An 18,134-nucleotide genomic window follows, 5' to 3' on the forward strand; every position below is an offset into this window, starting at 1 on the left:
AAGCTGGTCCAGCCACGAAAAAGGGCCGCGACGCCAAGGTCGCGGCCCTGATTTTCTAAGCAGCAGCGGGCGCTAGATGCGCGGTCCGCCGCGGCCCCTGATGCCGCCCACCACCAGGGAGACGACGAACAGGATCACCGCAATAATGGCGATGAATTTGGCGATTTCAAACGACATGCCCGAGATGCCGCCGAAGCCGAGAACGGCTGCGACCAAGGCGATGATGAAGAAAATAATAGCCCAGCGAAGCATAGGCGAACCCTCCTTAAGATGTTGACGGGAGCGAGCTTTCGACCACTCCCGTCGTCAGCGCCGCTTGCTTGAAACAACGCGGCGGAGGCTTGGCTGTTCCGTTAGCGTCGACGGCGAACCCTGCTTTTTTCGGTAAAGGCGGCCGCCACCATTGTCGCCAGCGCGGGATTGCGCAGGAAGATGAAGCCGCCGGCGAGGGCGGCGACGGCGCCCAGAACCGGACGCTGCTGGAACAGATGCAGGGCGCGAGCGCCCAAGCCCTCAGGCTCCGCGTCTTCCTCATCATCGTCGTCGCCGCGGGCGCGGCGCACGAACACCAGGGCGACGATCGCAGCGATGAGGGCGAACAGCAACGCCGTCAGGGCGGCGGCGATCACGGGGATCACGACCAGCAACAGCAGGTAGTAGACCGTGGCCCCCACGGCGACCATCGACACGAAGGCCGCGCCGGCGGCGACGAACGTCGCCACCGCGCGGTTGATGAGCCCCCGGCCGATCATCAGCGCCGACGCCCGGCCAGCAGCAAGCCCAGCACGACGCCGACGCCCAGCGCGATGGCCGTCGACTGAATCGGACGCTCCTGCACCCGTTCGACGACATAGCGTTGGGCCTCGTCGAACTTCTCGGCGGCGTCGTCGTAATACTCGCGACCGCGCACCTTGGCGTCGTCGTAGTAGCCGCGCGCCTTTTCGCGCAGTTCCTCGCCCTGCTCGCGCAGGCGCGCTTCGGCCTCGGAGGCCTTTTCCTTCAGACGCTGGGTTTCCTCACGGGCGCCGGCCTTGAGGTCCTCCTTCAGGGTCTTGAGGTCGTTCTTGATGTCTTCACGAGCCTTGGACGTGGCCATGATGCGCGCTCCGCTCCTTGTGTAAGCTTGACGATTAAATAGAGAAGCCCTGCCCGGAACGCCACACCGACGATCAAGGTTCCTGTAGCGAGCGGCTTCCCATCTGGCGCGCCGCGCGCCACGCTTCTAGAACAGCGCCATGACCCAATGGTTGTTCCCTCCCGCTCCGACGCCTTCCTTGCCGATCGACGGCGATCCGCGTCGCCTGCCCGTGCGGCGCATCCTGTGCGTCGGCCAGAACTACGCCGCCCATGCCCGCGAGATGGGGGCCGACCCGGACAAGCCCGCCCCCTTCTTCTTCGCCAAGCCGAGCGACGCCCTGGTCGCGGACGGGGCGGACCCGGCCTATCCGCCGGCGACGCAGAACCTGCATTACGAAGTCGAACTGGTCGTGGCGCTCGGCGAAGACGTGCGGCCGGTCGGTTGGGCCGTTGGCGTCGATCTGACGCGGCGCGACCTGCAGGCCGAGGCCAAGGCCAAGGGGCGGCCGTGGGAGGCGGGCAAGGCGTTCGACCAGTCGGCTCCGTGCGGCGCGCTCAGCCTGACGCCGCCGGCGCCCGATGCGGCCATTGAGCTGAAGGTCAACGGCGCGGTGCGTCAGTCCAGTCGGCTGTCGGACATGATCTGGGACGTCGACGGCGTCCTGTCCAAGGCGGCCGAACTGTGGACGCTGAAACCCGGCGACCTGATCTTCACCGGAACGCCCGAAGGGGTCGGCCCCCTGAGTCCCGGCGATCGGGTCGAGGCGGTCATCGCGGGCCTGCCGCCACTCAGCTTCACGGTGCAATCATGATCCTGCATGGCTACTGGCGCTCGGGCACCAGCTATCGCACCCGCATCGCCCTCAATCTGAAAAAACTGGAGTATCGACAGGCGCCGCTGGACCTGCGCACGGGCGCGCAGAAGTCCGACGCCTACCTCAGGCTCAATCCGCAAGGGCTGGTCCCGGCGCTGGAAACCGACGACGGGCTGGTGCTGACCCAGAGCCCGGCCATTCTGGAGTGGCTGGAGGAAACCCATCCTGAGCCGCCCCTGCTGCCTTCGGACGCGGCGGGCCGGGCGCAGGTGCGGGCGATGGCGGCGTTGATCGGCTGCGACATCCATCCGCTCAACAATCTGCGGGTTCTGAAGGCGGTGCGAGGCCTGACCTCCGATGGAATGGGCGCCGATCAGACGAGTGTGGACGCCTGGGCCGGTCAGTGGATCATCGACGGCTTCACGGCGCTCGAGACCCTGGTCGTGCGCCACGGCGACGGCTGGTGCTTCGGCGGGGCGCCGACTTTGGCGGACTGCTATCTGATCCCGCAGCTTTATTCGGCGCGGCGGTTCCACGTCGATCTGGCGGCCTTCCCCCGCTTGCTGGAGATCGAGGCGCGGGCCGAAGTCCACCCCGCCTTCATCGCCGCCCTGCCGGAAAACCAGCCGGATGCGGATTAAGCGTCTTCGTTCACCAACGACCTTGATTTCGGTCAATCTCCCTTAAGCTTTGAGATGGATGATCGGGGGCGTGAGATTCGCCGTTCCGCCCTCTCCGGCCGACAAACTCGCCATCGCCCTGGTGGTCGAGCCTGATCGGTCTCGCCCGTTGCCGCCCGGCCAGCGGGAGGAGGCGACGCGCCATCTGCTGCAGACCGCAGGCGACGCCGGGATCGGCCTGGTGGCCACCCGGCCCGAAGGCGACGTGGAGCGCATGCTGGGCCAGGCCTGGCCCTTCCCCTCGCCCTTCCGCGTCACCGTGCGCACCGTGCCGCTGGCCGACGGCCTGGACCGGGTCGAGGCCCGCGCCCGCCGCTCGCTGGAGCGTATGGGCTTGCCGCGCGGCGACGCCGTTCTGGTGCAGAACGCCGCCGATCTGGCGGGCGCCGAGGGGCGCGCCCTGTGGGACCGCCTTCAGGCGCTGAAGGATCGCGGCGTCTTCCGCAAGGTCGGCTTCATCGCCACGGTCGAGGACGGCCCGGCCTTGCTGGCGCGCCGCTTCCAGCCCGACGTGGTGCAACTGACCTGCAACATCCTGGATCAGCGCGCGGCGCGGTCCGGCGTCATCGCCGCTCTGGCCAGCCAAGGGATTGAAGTGCATCTGGCCTCGGTCTTTGCGCAGGGCCTGCTGTTCGCCAACCGCGAGAGCCTGCCGCCCGAACTGGCCGCCCACGGCATGGCCCTGTCCCGCACGCGCCGCCGTCTGGCCGAGGCGCGGGTCGATCCGATGCAGGCGGCCCTGGCCTACGCCCTGACCCTGCCGGGGGTGGCCTCGGTCATCGCCAGCGTGGCCTCATCGGCCGAGCTGCGCGCCATCATCGCCGCCTCCCACGCCCCGCGCCCCGACATCGACTGGGACGCCCTGGCCCTGGACGAGACCCCCGCCGCCCTGGCCTCGCGCCCGCGCCTGCGCCTCGTCAGCGCGGCCTGATCCACAAAGCTGTCCACAGGCGGTCCTTCGCCTGTGCATGAGGGGCGCCGCCCGCGCTTGAGGCGGCCGTCCCGATCCGCCACCCTGCGGGTCAGATGAACGCGCCGCTTTCCCACCCCCCCAAGACCTTGGCCAAAACCGACCTCAAGCCCGACGCTGGCACCACGCCGGTCATGGCCCAATACCTGTCGGTCAAGGCTACACAGCCCGAAGCCATGCTGTTCTTCCGCATGGGCGACTTCTACGAACTGTTCTTCGAGGACGCGCAGAAGGCGGCGGCGGCCCTGGGGATCGCCCTGACCAAACGCGGCAAGCACCAGGGCGAGGACATCCCCATGGCCGGGGTGCCGGTCCACGCCATGGACGGCTATCTGGCGCGGCTGATCCGTCAGGGCTTCAAGGTCGCCGTCTGCGAACAGCTGGAAGACCCGGCCGAGGCGAAGAAGCGCGGCTCCAAGGCCGTGGTCCACCGCGACATCGTGCGGGTGGTGACGCCCGGCACCCTGACCGAGGACACGCTGCTGGACGCGCGCGGCGCCAACCGGCTGGCGGCCGTGGCGATCCGCAAGGGCAGGGCCGCCGTGGCGGTGGTCGAACTGTCGGCGGGCGTCGTGGATTCGGTCGCCTGCGACCTTAACGATCTGGGCGCGGCCCTGGCGGCGTTCCGCCCGTCCGAGGTGCTGGTCCCCGATCGCCTGTTCTCGGACGAGACGATGAAGGGGGCGCTGGACGGCTCCGGCGGGGTGGTCCAGGCCATGCCCCAGGCCCTGGCCGAGCCGGTCGGGGCCAAGGATCGGGTGCAGCGGCTCTACGGCGTCTCGGCGCTGGACGGTTTCGGCGCCTTTGAGGAGGCCGAGATTTCGGCCCTGGGCCTGATCGCCGCCTATCTGGAGACGACGCAGGCGGGCAGGATTCCCGCTCTGACCCCGCCGCGCCGCTCGGGCGAGAGCGGCTTTCTCGCCATCGATCCGGCGACGCGCCTCAGCTTAGAGATCGACCGCACCCAAAGGGGCGAGCGCGACGGCAGTCTGCTGCACGCCATCGACCGCACCGTGACCTCGGGCGGGGCGCGGGCGCTGGCCGAACGCATCTCGCGGCCCTTGCGCGATCCGGCGGCGATCAACGCCGGGCTGGACGCCGTGGAGTGGTTGCTGGAGCGGCGCGATCTGCGACGCGACCTGCGCGACGCCTTGCGCGCCTCGGCCGACGTGGCGCGGGCGACCTCGCGTCTGGCGCTGGGGCGCGGCGGGCCGCGCGATCTGGCGGCGATCCGCTCGGGGTTGAAGACGGCGCAGGGTCTCAGCGCCCTGTTCGCCGCGTGCGCCAACGACCCGCTGACTGGGCCGCCGGCGCGGGTCACGGCCTGCCTCGACCGGCTGGCGCTTGAGGGCGAGCTGTCGCACCTGCTGGCCGAACTGGCCGACGGCTTGATGGATGAGCCGCCGCATCTGGCGCGCGATGGCGGCTATGTGAACCCCGGCCATCGGCCCGAACTGGACGCCGCCCGCACCCTGCGCGACGACAGCCGCAAGATCATCGCCGAGCTGGAAGCCAAGGCGGTCGCCGACAGCGGCGTCGCCTTCAAGGTGCGCCACAACGCCGTCCTCGGCTATTTCCTCGAGACCAGCGCCAAGGCGGCCGAAGGCCTGTTGCGCGCGGGACCGGACAGCCCCTTCATCCATCGCCAGACCCTGGCCAATCAGGTGCGCTTCACCACGGTCGAGCTGTCCGAGCTGGACGCCAAGATCAGCCAGGCCGGGCACCGCGCCCTGGCCATCGAGGCCGAGACCTTCGAGGGCTGGCGCCGCGAGGTCGCACGTCTGGCCGGACCGCTGCAGGGCGTGGCCGAGGCGCTGGCCGAACTGGACGCCCACGCCGCTCTGGCCGAATGGGCCGAAGAGGTCGGGGCCGTGCGCCCCCGCGTCGACGACAGCCTGTGCTTCGCCGTCGAGGCCGGCCGCCACCCGGTGGTCGAGGCGGCGGTGAAGGCGCAAGGCCTGCCTTATACGCCCAACAACTGCCAGCTGGCGGGCGACGGCGTCGGCGCCTCGCGCCTGTCCATCGTCACCGGGCCGAACATGGCGGGCAAGTCGACCTTCCTGCGTCAGAACGCGCTTCTGGTGGTGCTGGCGCAGGCCGGGGCCTTCGTGCCGGCGCGGTCAATGAAGCTGGGCGTGGTCGACCGGCTGTTCTCCAGAGTCGGCGCGGGCGACGATCTGGCGCGCGGCCGCTCCACCTTCATGATGGAGATGGTCGAGACGGCCGCCATCCTGACTCAGGCGACGGAGCGCAGCTTCGTCGTGCTGGACGAGATCGGGCGCGGCACCGCCACCTACGACGGCCTGGCCATCGCCTGGGCCACGGCCGAGGCCCTGCACGAGACCAACCGCGCCCGCACCCTGTTCGCCACCCACTATCACGAGCTGGCCCAGCTCGAGGAACGGCTGGACCACGTCTGCAACCTGTCGATGAAGGCGCGCGAGTGGAACGGCGAGCTGGTCTTCCTGCACGAGGCGGCGCCCGGCGCTGCGGACCGCTCCTACGGCGTGCAGGTGGCGCGTCTGGCGGGTGTGCCGACGGCGGTGGTCGGCCGCGCTCGCGAGGTGCTGGAGCGGCTGGAGAATGAAAAAGCGGCGACCGCCCGCCTGGACGACCTGCCGCTGTTCGCCGCCGCCGCTGAACCGCCCCCGCCGCCGATGAGGTCCCTGCTGGACGAGGCCGTCGCCGCCATCGACCCTGATGACCTGACCCCGCGCGAGGCGCTGGAGGCGCTATATCGGCTGAAGGGGATGGCGAAGGGCTAGAACCCCGCTCATCCCGGCGGACGCCGGGATCCAGTGAGAGCTTCGTCCTCCATCGGTAAGGCTGGAGCGGCCAATGTCTAAGCGCGCGCCTAAAGCCAAAGGACTGGATCCCGGCGTCCGCCGGGATGAGCGGGAATAAGAGGGCGTGCTATGCTTCACGCCGTGACCGCCTCGCCCCCGCTCTCGCCCGCTGTTCTCGACGCTGCCTCGGCGCCGGACCCGCGCGCCGCCGTCACCGCGCTCTTGCGTGAAAGCTTCGACGCCGACCGCGCCCGCGCCGCCCGCCGAGCCGAAAGCGCCACCGACGGCGCCGAGGCGGCGCGCCTCTACGCCGAGGCCGCCGACGCCCTGCTGACCACCCTGTGGCGGTTCGCGACCGAACAGGCCCATCCGGCCCCGGACGAGCGGCTGACCCTGCTGGCCGTCGGCGGCTATGGACGCGGGGTGCTGGCGCCGTTTTCGGACCTCGATCTGCTGTTTCTCCGGCCGGGGCAGGCGATCAGTCCGCGCGCCCAGGCGGTGGTCGAGTTCGTCCACTATGTCCTGTGGGATCTGGGGTTGAAGGTCGGCTCGGCCTTCCGCTCCATAGGCGAGACCCTGGCTCTGGCGCGCGACGACATGACCGTGCGCACCACCTTGCTGGAGGCGCGGGTGCTGGCGGGGGATGCAGGCCTGGGCGAAAGCCTGCTGAAGCGGTTCCGTAGCGAAGTCGCCCGCGCCGACCCGCGCCCCTTCATCGCCGCCAAGATGTCCGAGCGCGACGTGCGCCTGCAGAAAACCGGCGCCGTCCGCTACCGCGTCGAGCCCAATATCAAGGACGGCAAGGGCGGTCTTCGCGACCTCAACACCCTGTTCTGGATCGCCCGCTCGCTGGCGCCGGACAGCGAGCGAGGGCAGGCGGCGCTGGAGGGCCTGCTGACCGCGCGTGAGCTGCGCAGCTTCCGCGAGGCGATCGGCTTCCTGTGGCGGGTGCGCATCCTGCTGCATCTGGTCGCGGGAAGGCCTGAGGAGAAGCTGACCTTCGACGTCCAGCCCGAGATCGCCCGGCGCATGGGCTGGCGGGGGCGCGGCGACGAACTGGCGGTCGAGCGTTTCATGCGCCGCTATTTCCAGGTGGCGCGCGAGGTCGGCGCCCTGACCCGCGCCGTCTCGGCCCAGCTGGAGGCGCGTCAGCAGAAGAAGGCGGAAGGGCTGGCGCGCGGCCTGTCGCGGCTGATCCGGCGCCGCCGGGTCAAGCTGGCGTTCGACGGTCTGGCGGTGGAGGAAGGGCGGCTGACCGTCACCGGGCCGAACGTCTTCGCCCGCGATCCGGCGCGGCTGCTGATGCTGTTCGTCGAGGCGGACCGGCTGGACCTGGACCTGCACCCCGACGCCTTCGCCGCCGTGATCCGGTCGCTGACGCTCGTGACGCCCGCCCTGCGGCGCGACACGCGCGCGGCCGAGGCGTTCCTGAGGGTGCTGGCGCATGGACAGCGGCCCTATCGCGTCCTGTCGATCATGAACGAGACGGGGCTGTTGGGCCGCTTCCTGCCCGAATGGGGACGGATCGTCGGCCAGACCCAGTTCAACATGTACCACGCCTATACGGTGGACGAGCACACCCTGCAGGCGGTGGGGATCATCAACGATATCGCGCGCGGCAAGCTGAAGGCGGACCATCCGGCCTCGACCGCCATCGTGCCGCGCATCGCCGATATCGAGGCCCTGATGTTGGCCATGCTGCTGCACGACGTGGGCAAGGGCGGCGACCGGGGCCAGCTGGAAGACGGCGCCATCGCCGCGCGCCGGGCCTGCGAGCGGCTGGGCGTCGATCCGCGCCGGATCGAGCTGGTCGTCTGGCTGGTGCGCCATCATCTGCTGATGAGCGACTACGCCCAGAAGCGCGACGTGTCCGATCCCTCGACCGTGCGCGCCTTCGCTGAGGCGGTGGGAGATCCAGAGCGCCTGCGGATGCTGATGGTGCTGACCGTGGCCGACATCCGCGCCGTGGGGCCGGGCGTTTGGAACGGCTGGAAGGGGCAGTTGATGCGCGCCCTGTTCGAGGCGACCGAGGCCCTGTTCCGGGGCGACGCCGTGACGCGCGAAGACCCTCTGGCCGACCACCCGGCCCTGGTCGAGCGGGCGCGGCGAGAGGGGGCGGCGGTCGAGGCCCTCCCTGCCGAGGGGCCGCTGGAGTCGACCGCCCGCGTGGCTGTGGCGGCGCGCGACCGGCCCGGCCTGTTCGCCGATCTGGCGGCGACCCTGTCGATGGCGGGCGCAGACGTGGTGGGGGCGCGGTTGGCCACGGTCGATGACGGCATGGCGCTGGACGTGTTCGAGATTCAGGACGGGGCGGGCGAACCCTATGGCGGGCGCGAGCCGCGACGGCTGGCCATTCTGGTCAAGGCGATGGAGCGGGCGGTGCTGAAGGGCGCCCGGACCTCGGCCATGCAGGCGCCGCGCGTCAGCGCCCGCCGCGCCGTCTTCGATGTGCGGCCGGTGGTGCGGATCGACGCCGATACGGGCACAAGCGCCGTGGTGATCGAGGTCTCGGGCGCCGACCGCCCCGGCCTGCTGGCCGATCTGGCGCGGACGATTTCGGCGCATGGCTATTCGACCCGCTCGGCCCACGTCGCCAGCTTCGGCGAGCGGGCGGTGGACGGCTTCTACATCACCGACGCGGACGGCCGGAAACCGAAGAGCAAGACGAAGTTGGAGGCGCTGAAGGCGGATCTGCTGGAGGTGCTGGATCGCGCGCCGCAAGGCCCGGCCGGGCGCAGCATCACGCCCGTGCGCGCCAGCGTGCGTGACGTCTCGGATCTGGAAGGCGCACTGGGCCGCAAGGCCGTATCCAGCGGCCCGCAGGCGCGCTAAGGCGTTGCGGGACCGAGCGCAGGAACAGCCGTGAACGACAAGACCGATCCCATCGAACCGGCCGCGCCCATCTCTGCGGCAAATGCCACGGTCGAGCCGGTCGTCCAGCCGCCTGCATCTGCTGCAACAGCCAAGGCGGGCGGAGTGGCGCGCTCTTCGGCCATCTTCAGCGCCATGACCCTGCTCAGCCGTCTGGCCGGGTTCGCGCGTGATCTGCTCATCACGGCGGCGTTGGGGGCCTCGGCGGGACCGGCGGCCGACGCCTATTATACGGCGCTGAACTTCCCCAACCTGTTCCGGCGCATCTTCGCCGAAGGGGCCTTCGCCGCCGCCTTCGTGCCTGCCTACGCCAAGACGCTGAAGAGCGAAGGCGAGGCGGCGGCCGACAAGGTGGCGACCGACGCCCTGGCCGCCGTGGCCGCTGTCACCGTGGCCCTGACCCTTGTCGCCCAGCTGGCCATGCCGTGGCTGATGACCGTCATCAACATCGGCTTTCTGGACGATCCGGCGCGCTTCAAGCTGGCGGTGATCCTGACCCAGATCACCATGCCATACCTGCCTTGCATGGCGATCGCCGCCCTGCTCAGCGGCGTGCTGAACGCGCGGGGGCGCTTCATCGTCTCGGGCGCCTATCCGATCCTGCTGAACCTGATCATGCTGGCCGCCGTCATCCCGGTGAAGGGCGACCAGATCGAGGCCGCCTATGCCGCCTCCTGGGCCGTGCTGGTCGCGGGCGTGGCCCAGGCGGGTCTGTGCTGGTGGGCGGCGCGCCGGGCGGGGGCGAACATCCGTCTCAGCCTGCCGAAGATGACCCCGGCGGTGAAGGCCATCATCATCACCGCCATTCCGGCCGCCATCGGCAACAGCGCGACCCAGATCAACGTCTTCATCTCCGGCAACCTGTCCAGCTTCGTGAACGGCGGCCGCACCTGGCTGGCGACGGCAGACCGGCTGTATCAGCTGCCGCTGGGTCTGGTCGGGGTGGCGATCGGCATCGCCCTGTTGCCCAAGCTGTCCTCGGCGGTCGCCTCCAAGGACCATGTCCAGCAGCAGGCGTCGATGGACGAGGCGCTGATCCTGTCGATGGCCCTGACCCTGCCCGCGGCGGCCGCTCTGATGGCCATGCCCTATTTCCTGATCGACGCCCTGTTCACGCGCGGCGCCTTCCTGCAGGTCGACGCCGTCAACACGGCTCGGGCTCTTCTGCATTTCGGCTGGGGCGTGCCCGCCTTCGTGCTGATCCGCATCCTGGCCCCGGCCTTCTTTGCGCGGGGCGATACGCGTCGGCCCATGGTCTTCGCCCTGATCTCGGTGGCGGTGAACGCCGTGCTGGCCATCGGCCTGTTCAACCTGGGCATGGGGGTGTCCGGCATCGCCGCGGCGGTCAGCGCCTCGGCCTGGACCAATGTGCTGCTGCTGGGCGCAACCCTGTGGCGGCGCAAGCACTACCGGCCCAGCCCGCGCGCCGTCTGGCGTCTGGGCCGCATCGCCCTGGCCAGCGCGGGGCTGGCGGCGGTGGTCGGCGCGGCGTCGTGGGCGCGGCCGATGCTGCAGGCGCCGGTCGCCGACCTGCTGGCGATGGCGGGTTCGAGCCACGGCGCCAAGGAGATCACCCTGCTGCTGGTCGTGGCGGCGGGCGGCCTGGCTTATGTCGTCCTAGCCTTCCTGACCCGCGCCGTGACCATGGCCGAGGTCAAGGGTCTGGTGCGGCGGTCGCGGTGAGCTTGCCCTTCGCAGCCCGAACCGATAAGCGCGAGGACATGGCGCTTTCGGGACGATTTCTCGCTCACGGACGATGGCGCGGCTGATCCGCCGCCCCGGGCTTCCGCACGCCCGCCTTTCGCACGCGAAACCGTGCGCCGACATCCGCCTTTCGATTTCCGAGATCCGCTATCATGACTGACCAGACCCCGGCCCAATACACCGGCCCGCGCCGCATCCTGTCCGGCATCCAGGCCTCAGGCGCCCTGCACCTGGGCAACTATCTGGGCGCGCTGAAGCGCTTCACCGAACTGCAGGAGACGGGCGCGCCCCTGTTCGTCTTCGTCGCCGACATGCACGCCATCACCGTCTGGCAGGAGCCCGAGAAGCTGGCCGCCCAGACGCGCGAGATCGCGGCGGCCTATCTGGCCTCGGGCCTGGACCCGGCCAAGGCCGTCATCTTCCCGCAGTCGGCGGTGCCCGCCCACGCCGAGCTGGCCTGGATCTTCAACTGCGTCGGCCGCCTGGGCTGGCTGGACCGGATGACCCAGTTCAAGGAGAAGTCGGGCAAGCACAAGGAACGGTCCAGCGTCGGTCTCTACACCTATCCGGTGCTGCAGGCGGCGGACATCCTGCTCTACAAGGCGACCGAGGTGCCGGTCGGCGAGGATCAGAAGCAGCATCTGGAGCTGACCCGCGACATCGCCCAGAAGTTCAACAACGACTTCAACGCGCCCGGCTACTTCCCCCTGCCTGAGCCGCTGATCCAGGGCCCGGCGACGCGGGTGATGAGCCTGCGCGACGGGGCGGCCAAGATGTCCAAGTCCGATCCGTCGGATCTGTCGCGTATCAATCTGACCGACGACGCCGACGCCATCGCCAACAAGGTCCGCAAGGCCAAGACCGACATGGAGCCGCTGCCGGAAACGGTCGAGGGCCTGGAAGGCCGGCCCGAGGCCAAGAACCTGGTGGCCATCTACGCCGCCCTGGCCGACACGACGCGCGAGGCGGTGCTGGCCGAGTTCGCGGGGCAGGGCTTCGGCGCCTTCAAGCCGAAGCTGGCAGAGCTGGCTGTGTCGTCGATGGCCAATGTCACCGCCGAGATGCGCCGCCTGATGGCCGACCCGGCCGAGATCGACCGCGCGCTGGCCGCCGGCGCCGAAAAGGCCCGCGAAGTGGCCGAACCGACCATCGCCGAGGTCAAGAAGATCGTTGGCTTCTGGCAGGGCTGATGCTTCTGGGCTGATGCTTGTGGGCTGAGCGGCGGGTTTCGGACGCGGCGATGCGAGTCTCGCTTCCGTCGCCGCGTCCTCGCGCCTAGAGCGTCGAGGCATGAGCCATCCTCTTGATCGGGCGGTGTTCAACGCCCTGACCACGCGTCTGTCGCCCTTCGCCACGCCGGATTCCGGAGCGGCCGCCGTGCGCATCGACCCTGAGATCGGGGTGTTCCTCGCGGCGGCCGACGCGACGCCGGACAGCCGCCGGGCGCTGACCGAGCTGGACCGGCGCCATCCCGGCGGGGGCCTGGTCGAGCGCGAGGACGGGCCGATGGTCGACGTCCTGCCCGACGGCGCCGTGATCGCCGCGCGGGTCGGCCTGGTGCAGATGACGGCGACGGTGCTGACGCCCGCCGGCCCGGCGGGAGCGCGTCTGGACGGCGTCATCGAGGAGCTGGACGAGGCTGACGCGCCGGCCATGCTGGCGCTGGCGACCCTGACGCGGCCCGGTCCCTTCCGCTCGCAGACGCGCAAGCTGGGCCCGTTCATCGGCGTCAAGCGCGAGGGCCAGCTGGTCGCCATGGCGGGGCGGCGGCTGCGGGTGGACGGTTTCACCGAGCTGAGCGGTGTCTGCACCCACCCGGATCATCGCGGCCAAGGCTATGCGGCGGCTCTGTCCCGCGCGGTGGTCGGCGAGATCCTGGCCTCAGGCGAGGCGGCCTTCCTGCACGCCTTCGCCGAGCATGAGGCAACGATCGCCTTCTATCGCGGCCTGGGATTTCAGGCCCGGGCGCGCATGATCTATACCTTGTTGGGCGAGGCTCAGGAGGAGCGGACATGAGCGTGCATCGGGCGACGGTCGAATGGCGCCGAGGCGATCAGCGGTTCAGCGACAACAAATACGGTCGCGGCCATGACTGGCGCTTCGACGGCGGGGCCGTGGTGCGCGGTTCGTCCGCGCCCTCGGCCCTGTTGCCGCCGCCCCTGTCGGACGAGACGGCGGTCGATCCAGAGGAAGCCCTGGTCGCCTCCCTGTCCAGTTGCCACATGCTGTTCTTCCTGGCCTATGCCCGCAAGGACGGCTTCATCGTCGACAGCTATCGCGACGACGCCGAGGGGACGTTGGGCCAGGACGAGCGCGGCAGGGTGTCGATCACCGAGGTGACGCTGCGCCCCTCCGTCATCTGGTCAGGCGACACGTCGCCGGACGCGGCGGCCCTCGCCGAGCTGCACCATCGCGCCCACGACAGCTGCTACATCGCCAACTCGATCCGCGCCGAGGTCAGGATCGAGCCTCGCTGACCTAGGTTGCAGTCTGCAGGAAGGCTCCGAACCGGCGCAGGGCCTCCTCGGTCAGGTCGGGGTGGTGGCGCATCGGCCCGTTGTTGGTCGGTTCGTCAAAGGCGTGGGTGCCGTCGGCGACCCAGCTTTCGACCTGCGCCCCGCCCGCGCGGATCATGGCGTTGACCCGTTCCGCGTTGCGCACCGTGGTCAGGTGATCGCGTCCCGCCGTCAGCGCCAGGACGCGCGGGTGACGGCGCCACGGCTTCATCCGGTTGAAGGCCCAAGGGCCGATATAGGCGTAGGCCAGAAACACGGCCTTGACCCCTGACAGGTCGACGGCGTCCGGGTCGGCGACGCCCATGCGGCGCGGGGCGGGCGTCTCGCTCATCATCTCCATGATGGCCCATCCGCCGTGGCTCCAGCCCGCCAGGGCCAGTTGGGAAGCGTCCACGTCCGGCCGCTGCGACAGGCCGTGGATGGCGGCCAGGACATCGCCGGCCCGCTCATATCCCCGGAACAGCACGCCGGTGCACACCATGGTCAGCGTCAACGCCCGGCCCCAGCCGCGCGGACCATAGGAATCGATGATGGCGGCGCGCCAGCCGGCCGCTTTCGCCGCCTCGGCATAGCGCGGCAGATGGCTGCGCAGACCGCCGCAACCGTGGAACAGCAGGACCGTCGGGCGCGGGCGGTCGTCGTCAGGCCCGACGATCTGCACATGCGGCTGCAACCGAGCCCAGCGAGCGGCGATGGTGTCCATCCCTGCAATCTAGGGCGCCGTTCTTTTCAGGGAAGGGGTCTTGCGCTTGGCTCATTCAGATATATCTGTTGTCGGTTCGATATATCTAAATGAGAAAAGAAGAGATGAGAGGACCCAAGAGGATCGGAAGGCGCGGCCACGGCATGGGCCATGGCGGGGAGCACGGACCCGAGCGCGGCCTGGGTTGCGGCGGCTATGGCCGGACGATGCGCCCGGAAGCCCGGCGGACGGGCGAGGGCCGGATGCGCGGCGAAGGTCACGGACGACGCGGCGGCGGCCGCATGTTCGAACACGGCGCCCTGCGCTGGGTGCTGCTGTCGCTGATCGCGGACAAGCCCAGCCACGGTTATGAACTGATCAAGGCCATCGAGGCGCGAGTGGGCGGGGCCTATGCGCCCAGCCCCGGCGTCATCTATCCCAGCCTCGCGCTGCTGGAAGACATGGGCGCCGTGAACGCCGTCGCCGACGGCGGCAAGAAGCGCTACGCCGTCACCGACGAAGGCCGTCGCCTGCTGGTTGAAAACGCCGAGGCCCTGGCCCACGCCGAGCGCAAGATGAAGGCCTTGGGCGGCCGCGCCGACCGGCCGGCGCGCATCGCCCAGGCTATCGAGGCCTTCCGCGCCGCGACGCATGATCGCCTGACCCAGGAGCCGCCGCTCAGCGAAGCCCAGGTCGAGGCTCTTGCCGACATGATCGAAGCCGCAGCCGAAAAGGTGAGACAGGCATGAGCAACGCCCTGTTGAGACAACCGCGCCGCGTGCGGCATGAGCTGAAATTCCGCCGCGCCCGTGTCCAAGCCGTCGAGCAGTTGACCCCGGTCCTGAAGCGCGTCGTGCTGACCGGCGACGAGCTGGAGGGCTTCTTCAGCCCCGGTTTCGACGACCACGTGAAGATCTTCCCCGTGCCGCGCGGCGAGCCGTTGGCGCTGCCGACGTCGGGGCCAGACGGGCCGGTGTTCCCGGACCCCCGGCCAGTGGCGCGCGACTACACCCCGCGCGCGTTCGACGCCGCCAACCGTCGGCTGACCATCGACTTCGCTGTCGGCCACGGCGGCCCGGCCACCGCCTGGGCCGAAGACGCGCAGCCCGGCGACGAACTGGGCCTGGGCGGGCCGCGCGGATCCTTCCTGGTTCCGACCAGCTTCGCCGAGCACCTGCTGGTCGGCGACGAGACGGCGATCCCCGCCATCGCCCGCCGTCTGGAGGAGCTGCCGAAAAGCGCGCGCGCCATCGCCTGCATCGAGGTCGACGATGCGTCCGGCGAACTGGACCTGCCCAGTCCGGCGGACGTCGGGATCGTCTGGGTCCATCGCAACGGCGGCCCGCGCGGAGGGGCCGAAGCCTTGACGGCGGCGGCGATCGCGGCGGCGAAGCGGATCGACCCGGCCGACGCCTATGTCTGGGTCGCCTGCGAATCCTCGGTCGCCCGCTCGATGCGCGCGGCGCTGCTGGCCGCCCGGCCGTTCAACCCGAAATGGATGAAGGTCGCCGGCTACTGGCGGCTGGGCGGCGTCGGCTCGAACGATGTGATCGAGGACTGAAGGCCAGACACAAAAAACCCCTCCCCCTCGAGCGGGGGGGAGGGGCGTCGGCGCCATCAAACGCGCTCAGGCGAAGATCAGAAGGCCCAGCGGGCGCCGATCGAGGCCACCAGGGCCGAGCCTTCGGCCTCGCCGCGCAGGTGCGAGGTCACGGCCGCCGGGGTGCCGGCGTAGAAGGCGCGGTCGTCCTGGATCGTCGAGTCGCTGAAGGCGATGTAGGTCAGGCCTGCATCGAAGGTCACGCCCGGCGTCACCTCGGTCGAGCCGCCGACCGAGAACAGCCAGCGGTCGGCGTCCGGAATGCGGGCCGTGCGCAGGCTGTCGCGGGTCGGGGTCGGGTCATAGCCGACGCCGGCGCGCAGGGTGGTCTTGTCGCTGAGGGCGTAGTCCAGGCCGATGGCGCCGGTGGTGACGTCCTTGTAGTCTTGATGGATGACGTCGCCGCCGTTCGGATATTCGACGGTGATGGCCTGGAACTCGGACCAGCCGATGCGGTTGACCTGGGCGTTCAGCGTCAGCTTGTCGTTGACGGCGTAACGCACCGAGGCCGAGGCGAACCACGGGGTGTTGAAGCTGGCCGTGCCGCTGGTGGTGACGCTGTTGGGCGCAAGGGGGCCGGTCAGGGCGATGGCGATATCCCCGTCCAGCTCATGCTCGATCTTGGAGCGGTAGGACAGGCCGAAGTCCCACGGGCCCTTGTGGACCTGGGCGCCGACGTTCCAGCCGAAGTCCCAGCCGTCGCCTTCCAGCGAGGAGGAGCCGTCCGGCAGCAGGGGCGAGACCGACGGCATGGCCGAGGTCAGCTTGGCCTTGACGTACTGGGCGTTCAACCCGGCGCCGACGTCCAGCCAGTCGTTGACCTGATAGGCCAGGGTCAGGCTGGCGTCGCCCGAACGCAGCTCCGAGGTCAGGGCGTCATAGCGCGCGAAGGAGCCCTGCTCGTACTTGGTGGTGAAGTTGTACGGGGCCGCCACCGAGACGCCCAGGGCGAGGCGGTCGCCGATCGGGGTGGCGAAAGCGAAGTTCGGGACCAGGCCGCTTTCGATCGGGTCGACCTCGGTGTTGCGCGGGTTGACCACCGGCACGTCCACGCCGCCCGGATAGGTGACGTAGGAACCGGTGTTGCGCACCTCGGAGTCGATCTTGATGGCGTGCAGGCCGACGGAAAGTTCGCGACCGCTGCGCGCGATCGAGGCGGGGTTCCACCACAGCGAGCCGACGCCGCGATCGGCGGCCTCGCCGGAGAAGGCGCGGCCGGCGCCGCGCACGGACTGTTCCTGCAGATAGAAGGAGCCGGCGAGGGCCGGGGCCGCCACGCCCGTCATCAGGACGGTGGTCAGAGCCAGGCCGCCGAGGCGGGCCATGTTCCTGGGGGTCATTTACGCTTCACCTATGTCGAGGGCCGGCCATTGAAAAGCGGACGGCCTTTGTTCGGGGAGAGCCGCCACGCCGCCATCACAGCGTCCGTGTCATGAAAGCGTTGCGTCCAAGGCTGGTGTCGGACGGCTTCCCGGCAAAAGCGTGGCGCAAAAGGTGCGCAATTTCACACCTTAGTGAGGTGACGTAAGGGCAATTTCGATGCCTGCCGAACGCAGGTCGTCGGCTAAATCGTGTTCGGCTGCGTCAACTTCCGGCTGGTTCCTCCCGCGGATGACCAGTTGGGTGCCGATCTCGCTGGGCTTATGGTCCCCGCTGAAGCCGAAGGGATAGGAGCCGAAGGACAGGTGCGGCCGCGCCTCAGCGGCGGCGCGCAGGATGTCGGCCACCGCGCCTTCGCCCACGCCGGTGACGCGAAGGCTGCGGCTATGCACCGGGGAGCCGGTCTTCAGGCGCGGCGCCACGTCGTCGAGCATGGCCTCCATGATCTTGGGCACGCCCGCCATGACGAAGACGTTGTCGACCTGAAAGCCGGGCGCGCCGCTGACCGGATTGGCGATCAGGACGCCGCCTTCGGGCACGCGGGCCATGCGGCGGCGGGCGGCGTTGAACTCGCCGAGCGCATAGCGGCGCTCGAGGATGGCGAGCGCCTCGGGGTGTTCGCTGACCGGCACGCCGAAGGCCGCGCCGACGGCGTCGGCGGTGATGTCGTCATGGGTCGGGCCGATGCCGCCGGTGGTGAAGACATAGTCGTGCGCGGCGCGCAGGGCGTTCAGGGCCGCGACGATCTGGTCCTGACGGTCGCCGACCACCCGGGCCTCCATCAGATCGACGCCCAGCGGGGCCAGGAAGCGGGCCAGGGTGTTCATATTGCTGTCACGGGTGCGGCCTGACAGGATTTCGTCGCCGATGATCAGGACGGCGGCGGTGGGGGAGGGCGAGAGCTTGGACATGGCCCCTACATAGGAAACCAAGGCCCCTGCGTCAGCGGCGAACCCTGACGGGCTTGAGGTTTTGTGCTAGTCTGACCATCTGAAGTCCTGAAAGCCGTTTCTTCGCCCGGTCCGCCTGATTGCGGAGCGCGCCTCCCCGAAA

At 69.8% G+C, this 18,134-nt stretch carries 17 protein-coding genes; 11 read left to right on the plus strand and 6 right to left on the minus strand.

Annotated features, from left to right (window positions below; genetic code table 11):
* Window positions 1-72: 72 nt before the first annotated feature.
* The 3 genes from PIB44_RS01435 to PIB44_RS01445 all read right to left on the minus strand — a co-directional run bounded on the left by PIB44_RS01435 (window position 73) and on the right by PIB44_RS01445 (window position 1,096).
* On the minus strand, window positions 73-252 hold the full coding sequence (locus PIB44_RS01435) for a DUF1328 domain-containing protein (RefSeq protein ID WP_025976523.1): 180 nt from the start codon (window positions 250-252) through the stop codon (window positions 73-75).
* A gap of 101 nt (window positions 253-353) precedes the next feature.
* Entirely contained in the window at window positions 354-752 is a 399-nt protein-coding gene (locus PIB44_RS01440) for a hypothetical protein (protein ID WP_134582015.1), read from the minus strand.
* Window positions 752-1,096: a glycine zipper domain-containing protein gene (locus tag PIB44_RS01445; RefSeq protein WP_003167924.1), complete on the minus strand. Its 345-nt coding sequence runs from the start codon at window positions 1,094-1,096 to the stop codon at window positions 752-754. The genes PIB44_RS01440 and PIB44_RS01445 overlap by 1 nt, the downstream gene beginning before the upstream one ends.
* A gap of 139 nt (window positions 1,097-1,235) precedes the next feature.
* Between PIB44_RS01445 and PIB44_RS01450 the strand changes: the two genes are divergently transcribed.
* From PIB44_RS01450 to PIB44_RS01490, 9 genes are all read left to right on the plus strand, one after another.
* Entirely contained in the window at window positions 1,236-1,889 is a 654-nt protein-coding gene (locus PIB44_RS01450; RefSeq protein WP_278070180.1) for a fumarylacetoacetate hydrolase family protein, read from the plus strand.
* A complete protein-coding gene (maiA, locus tag PIB44_RS01455) occupies window positions 1,886-2,533 on the plus strand; it encodes a maleylacetoacetate isomerase (protein WP_278070181.1) in 648 nt (215 codons plus the stop codon). Before PIB44_RS01450 ends, maiA begins: the two co-directional genes overlap by 4 nt.
* A gap of 70 nt (window positions 2,534-2,603) precedes the next feature.
* Window positions 2,604-3,503, plus strand: a complete 900-nt coding sequence (locus PIB44_RS01460; RefSeq protein ID WP_278070182.1) for an aldo/keto reductase — start codon at window positions 2,604-2,606, stop codon at window positions 3,501-3,503.
* A gap of 173 nt (window positions 3,504-3,676) precedes the next feature.
* Window positions 3,677-6,307 (plus strand): DNA mismatch repair protein MutS, encoded by a 2,631-nt coding sequence (gene mutS, locus PIB44_RS01465; protein WP_376787753.1) that lies wholly within the window; start codon window positions 3,677-3,679, stop codon window positions 6,305-6,307.
* A 150-nt stretch (window positions 6,308-6,457) separates the two neighbouring features.
* Window positions 6,458-9,160 carry a [protein-PII] uridylyltransferase gene (gene glnD / locus PIB44_RS01470; protein WP_278070184.1) on the plus strand — a complete coding sequence of 901 codons (2,703 nt, stop codon included), beginning with the start codon at window positions 6,458-6,460 and terminating at the stop codon, window positions 9,158-9,160.
* A gap of 30 nt (window positions 9,161-9,190) precedes the next feature.
* Entirely contained in the window at window positions 9,191-10,882 is a 1,692-nt protein-coding gene (murJ, locus tag PIB44_RS01475) for a murein biosynthesis integral membrane protein MurJ (RefSeq protein WP_278070185.1), read from the plus strand.
* A gap of 173 nt (window positions 10,883-11,055) precedes the next feature.
* Window positions 11,056-12,093 (plus strand): tryptophan--tRNA ligase, encoded by a 1,038-nt coding sequence (gene trpS / locus PIB44_RS01480; RefSeq protein ID WP_278070186.1) that lies wholly within the window; start codon window positions 11,056-11,058, stop codon window positions 12,091-12,093.
* A gap of 100 nt (window positions 12,094-12,193) precedes the next feature.
* The gene (locus PIB44_RS01485) at window positions 12,194-12,919 is read left to right on the plus strand and encodes a GNAT family N-acetyltransferase (RefSeq protein WP_278070187.1); all 726 of its coding nucleotides are present in this window, start codon (window positions 12,194-12,196) and stop codon (window positions 12,917-12,919) included.
* Window positions 12,916-13,380, plus strand: a complete 465-nt coding sequence (locus tag PIB44_RS01490; RefSeq protein ID WP_278070188.1) for an OsmC family protein — start codon at window positions 12,916-12,918, stop codon at window positions 13,378-13,380. Before PIB44_RS01485 ends, PIB44_RS01490 begins: the two co-directional genes overlap by 4 nt.
* A gap of 1 nt (window position 13,381) precedes the next feature.
* On the opposite strand, the gene PIB44_RS01495 is transcribed toward PIB44_RS01490, so the two are convergent.
* Window positions 13,382-14,122 carry a dienelactone hydrolase family protein gene (locus PIB44_RS01495; RefSeq protein WP_278070189.1) on the minus strand — a complete coding sequence of 247 codons (741 nt, stop codon included), beginning with the start codon at window positions 14,120-14,122 and terminating at the stop codon, window positions 13,382-13,384.
* A gap of 104 nt (window positions 14,123-14,226) precedes the next feature.
* Here PIB44_RS01495 and PIB44_RS01500 point away from each other — a divergent pair, with 104 nt between their 5' ends.
* Both PIB44_RS01500 and PIB44_RS01505 read left to right on the plus strand, forming a co-directional pair.
* On the plus strand, window positions 14,227-14,850 hold the full coding sequence (locus tag PIB44_RS01500) for a PadR family transcriptional regulator (protein WP_278070190.1): 624 nt from the start codon (window positions 14,227-14,229) through the stop codon (window positions 14,848-14,850).
* Window positions 14,847-15,662 (plus strand): siderophore-interacting protein, encoded by an 816-nt coding sequence (locus tag PIB44_RS01505; RefSeq protein ID WP_278070191.1) that lies wholly within the window; start codon window positions 14,847-14,849, stop codon window positions 15,660-15,662. Before PIB44_RS01500 ends, PIB44_RS01505 begins: the two co-directional genes overlap by 4 nt.
* A gap of 77 nt (window positions 15,663-15,739) precedes the next feature.
* Here PIB44_RS01505 and PIB44_RS01510 read toward each other — a convergent pair whose 3' ends face one another.
* Both PIB44_RS01510 and PIB44_RS01515 read right to left on the minus strand, forming a co-directional pair.
* Complete coding sequence (locus PIB44_RS01510; RefSeq protein ID WP_278070192.1) at window positions 15,740-17,041, minus strand: OmpP1/FadL family transporter; 1,302 nt, start codon at window positions 17,039-17,041, stop codon at window positions 15,740-15,742.
* Window positions 17,042-17,212: 171 nt separating this feature from the next.
* Window positions 17,213-17,992, minus strand: coding sequence for a competence/damage-inducible protein A (locus PIB44_RS01515; RefSeq protein ID WP_278070193.1), 780 nt, complete (start codon window positions 17,990-17,992; stop codon window positions 17,213-17,215).
* Window positions 17,993-18,134 lie beyond the last annotated feature (142 nt).

The organism is Brevundimonas sanguinis (assembly GCF_029636725.1).
Taxonomy (GTDB): domain Bacteria; phylum Pseudomonadota; class Alphaproteobacteria; order Caulobacterales; family Caulobacteraceae; genus Brevundimonas; species Brevundimonas sanguinis.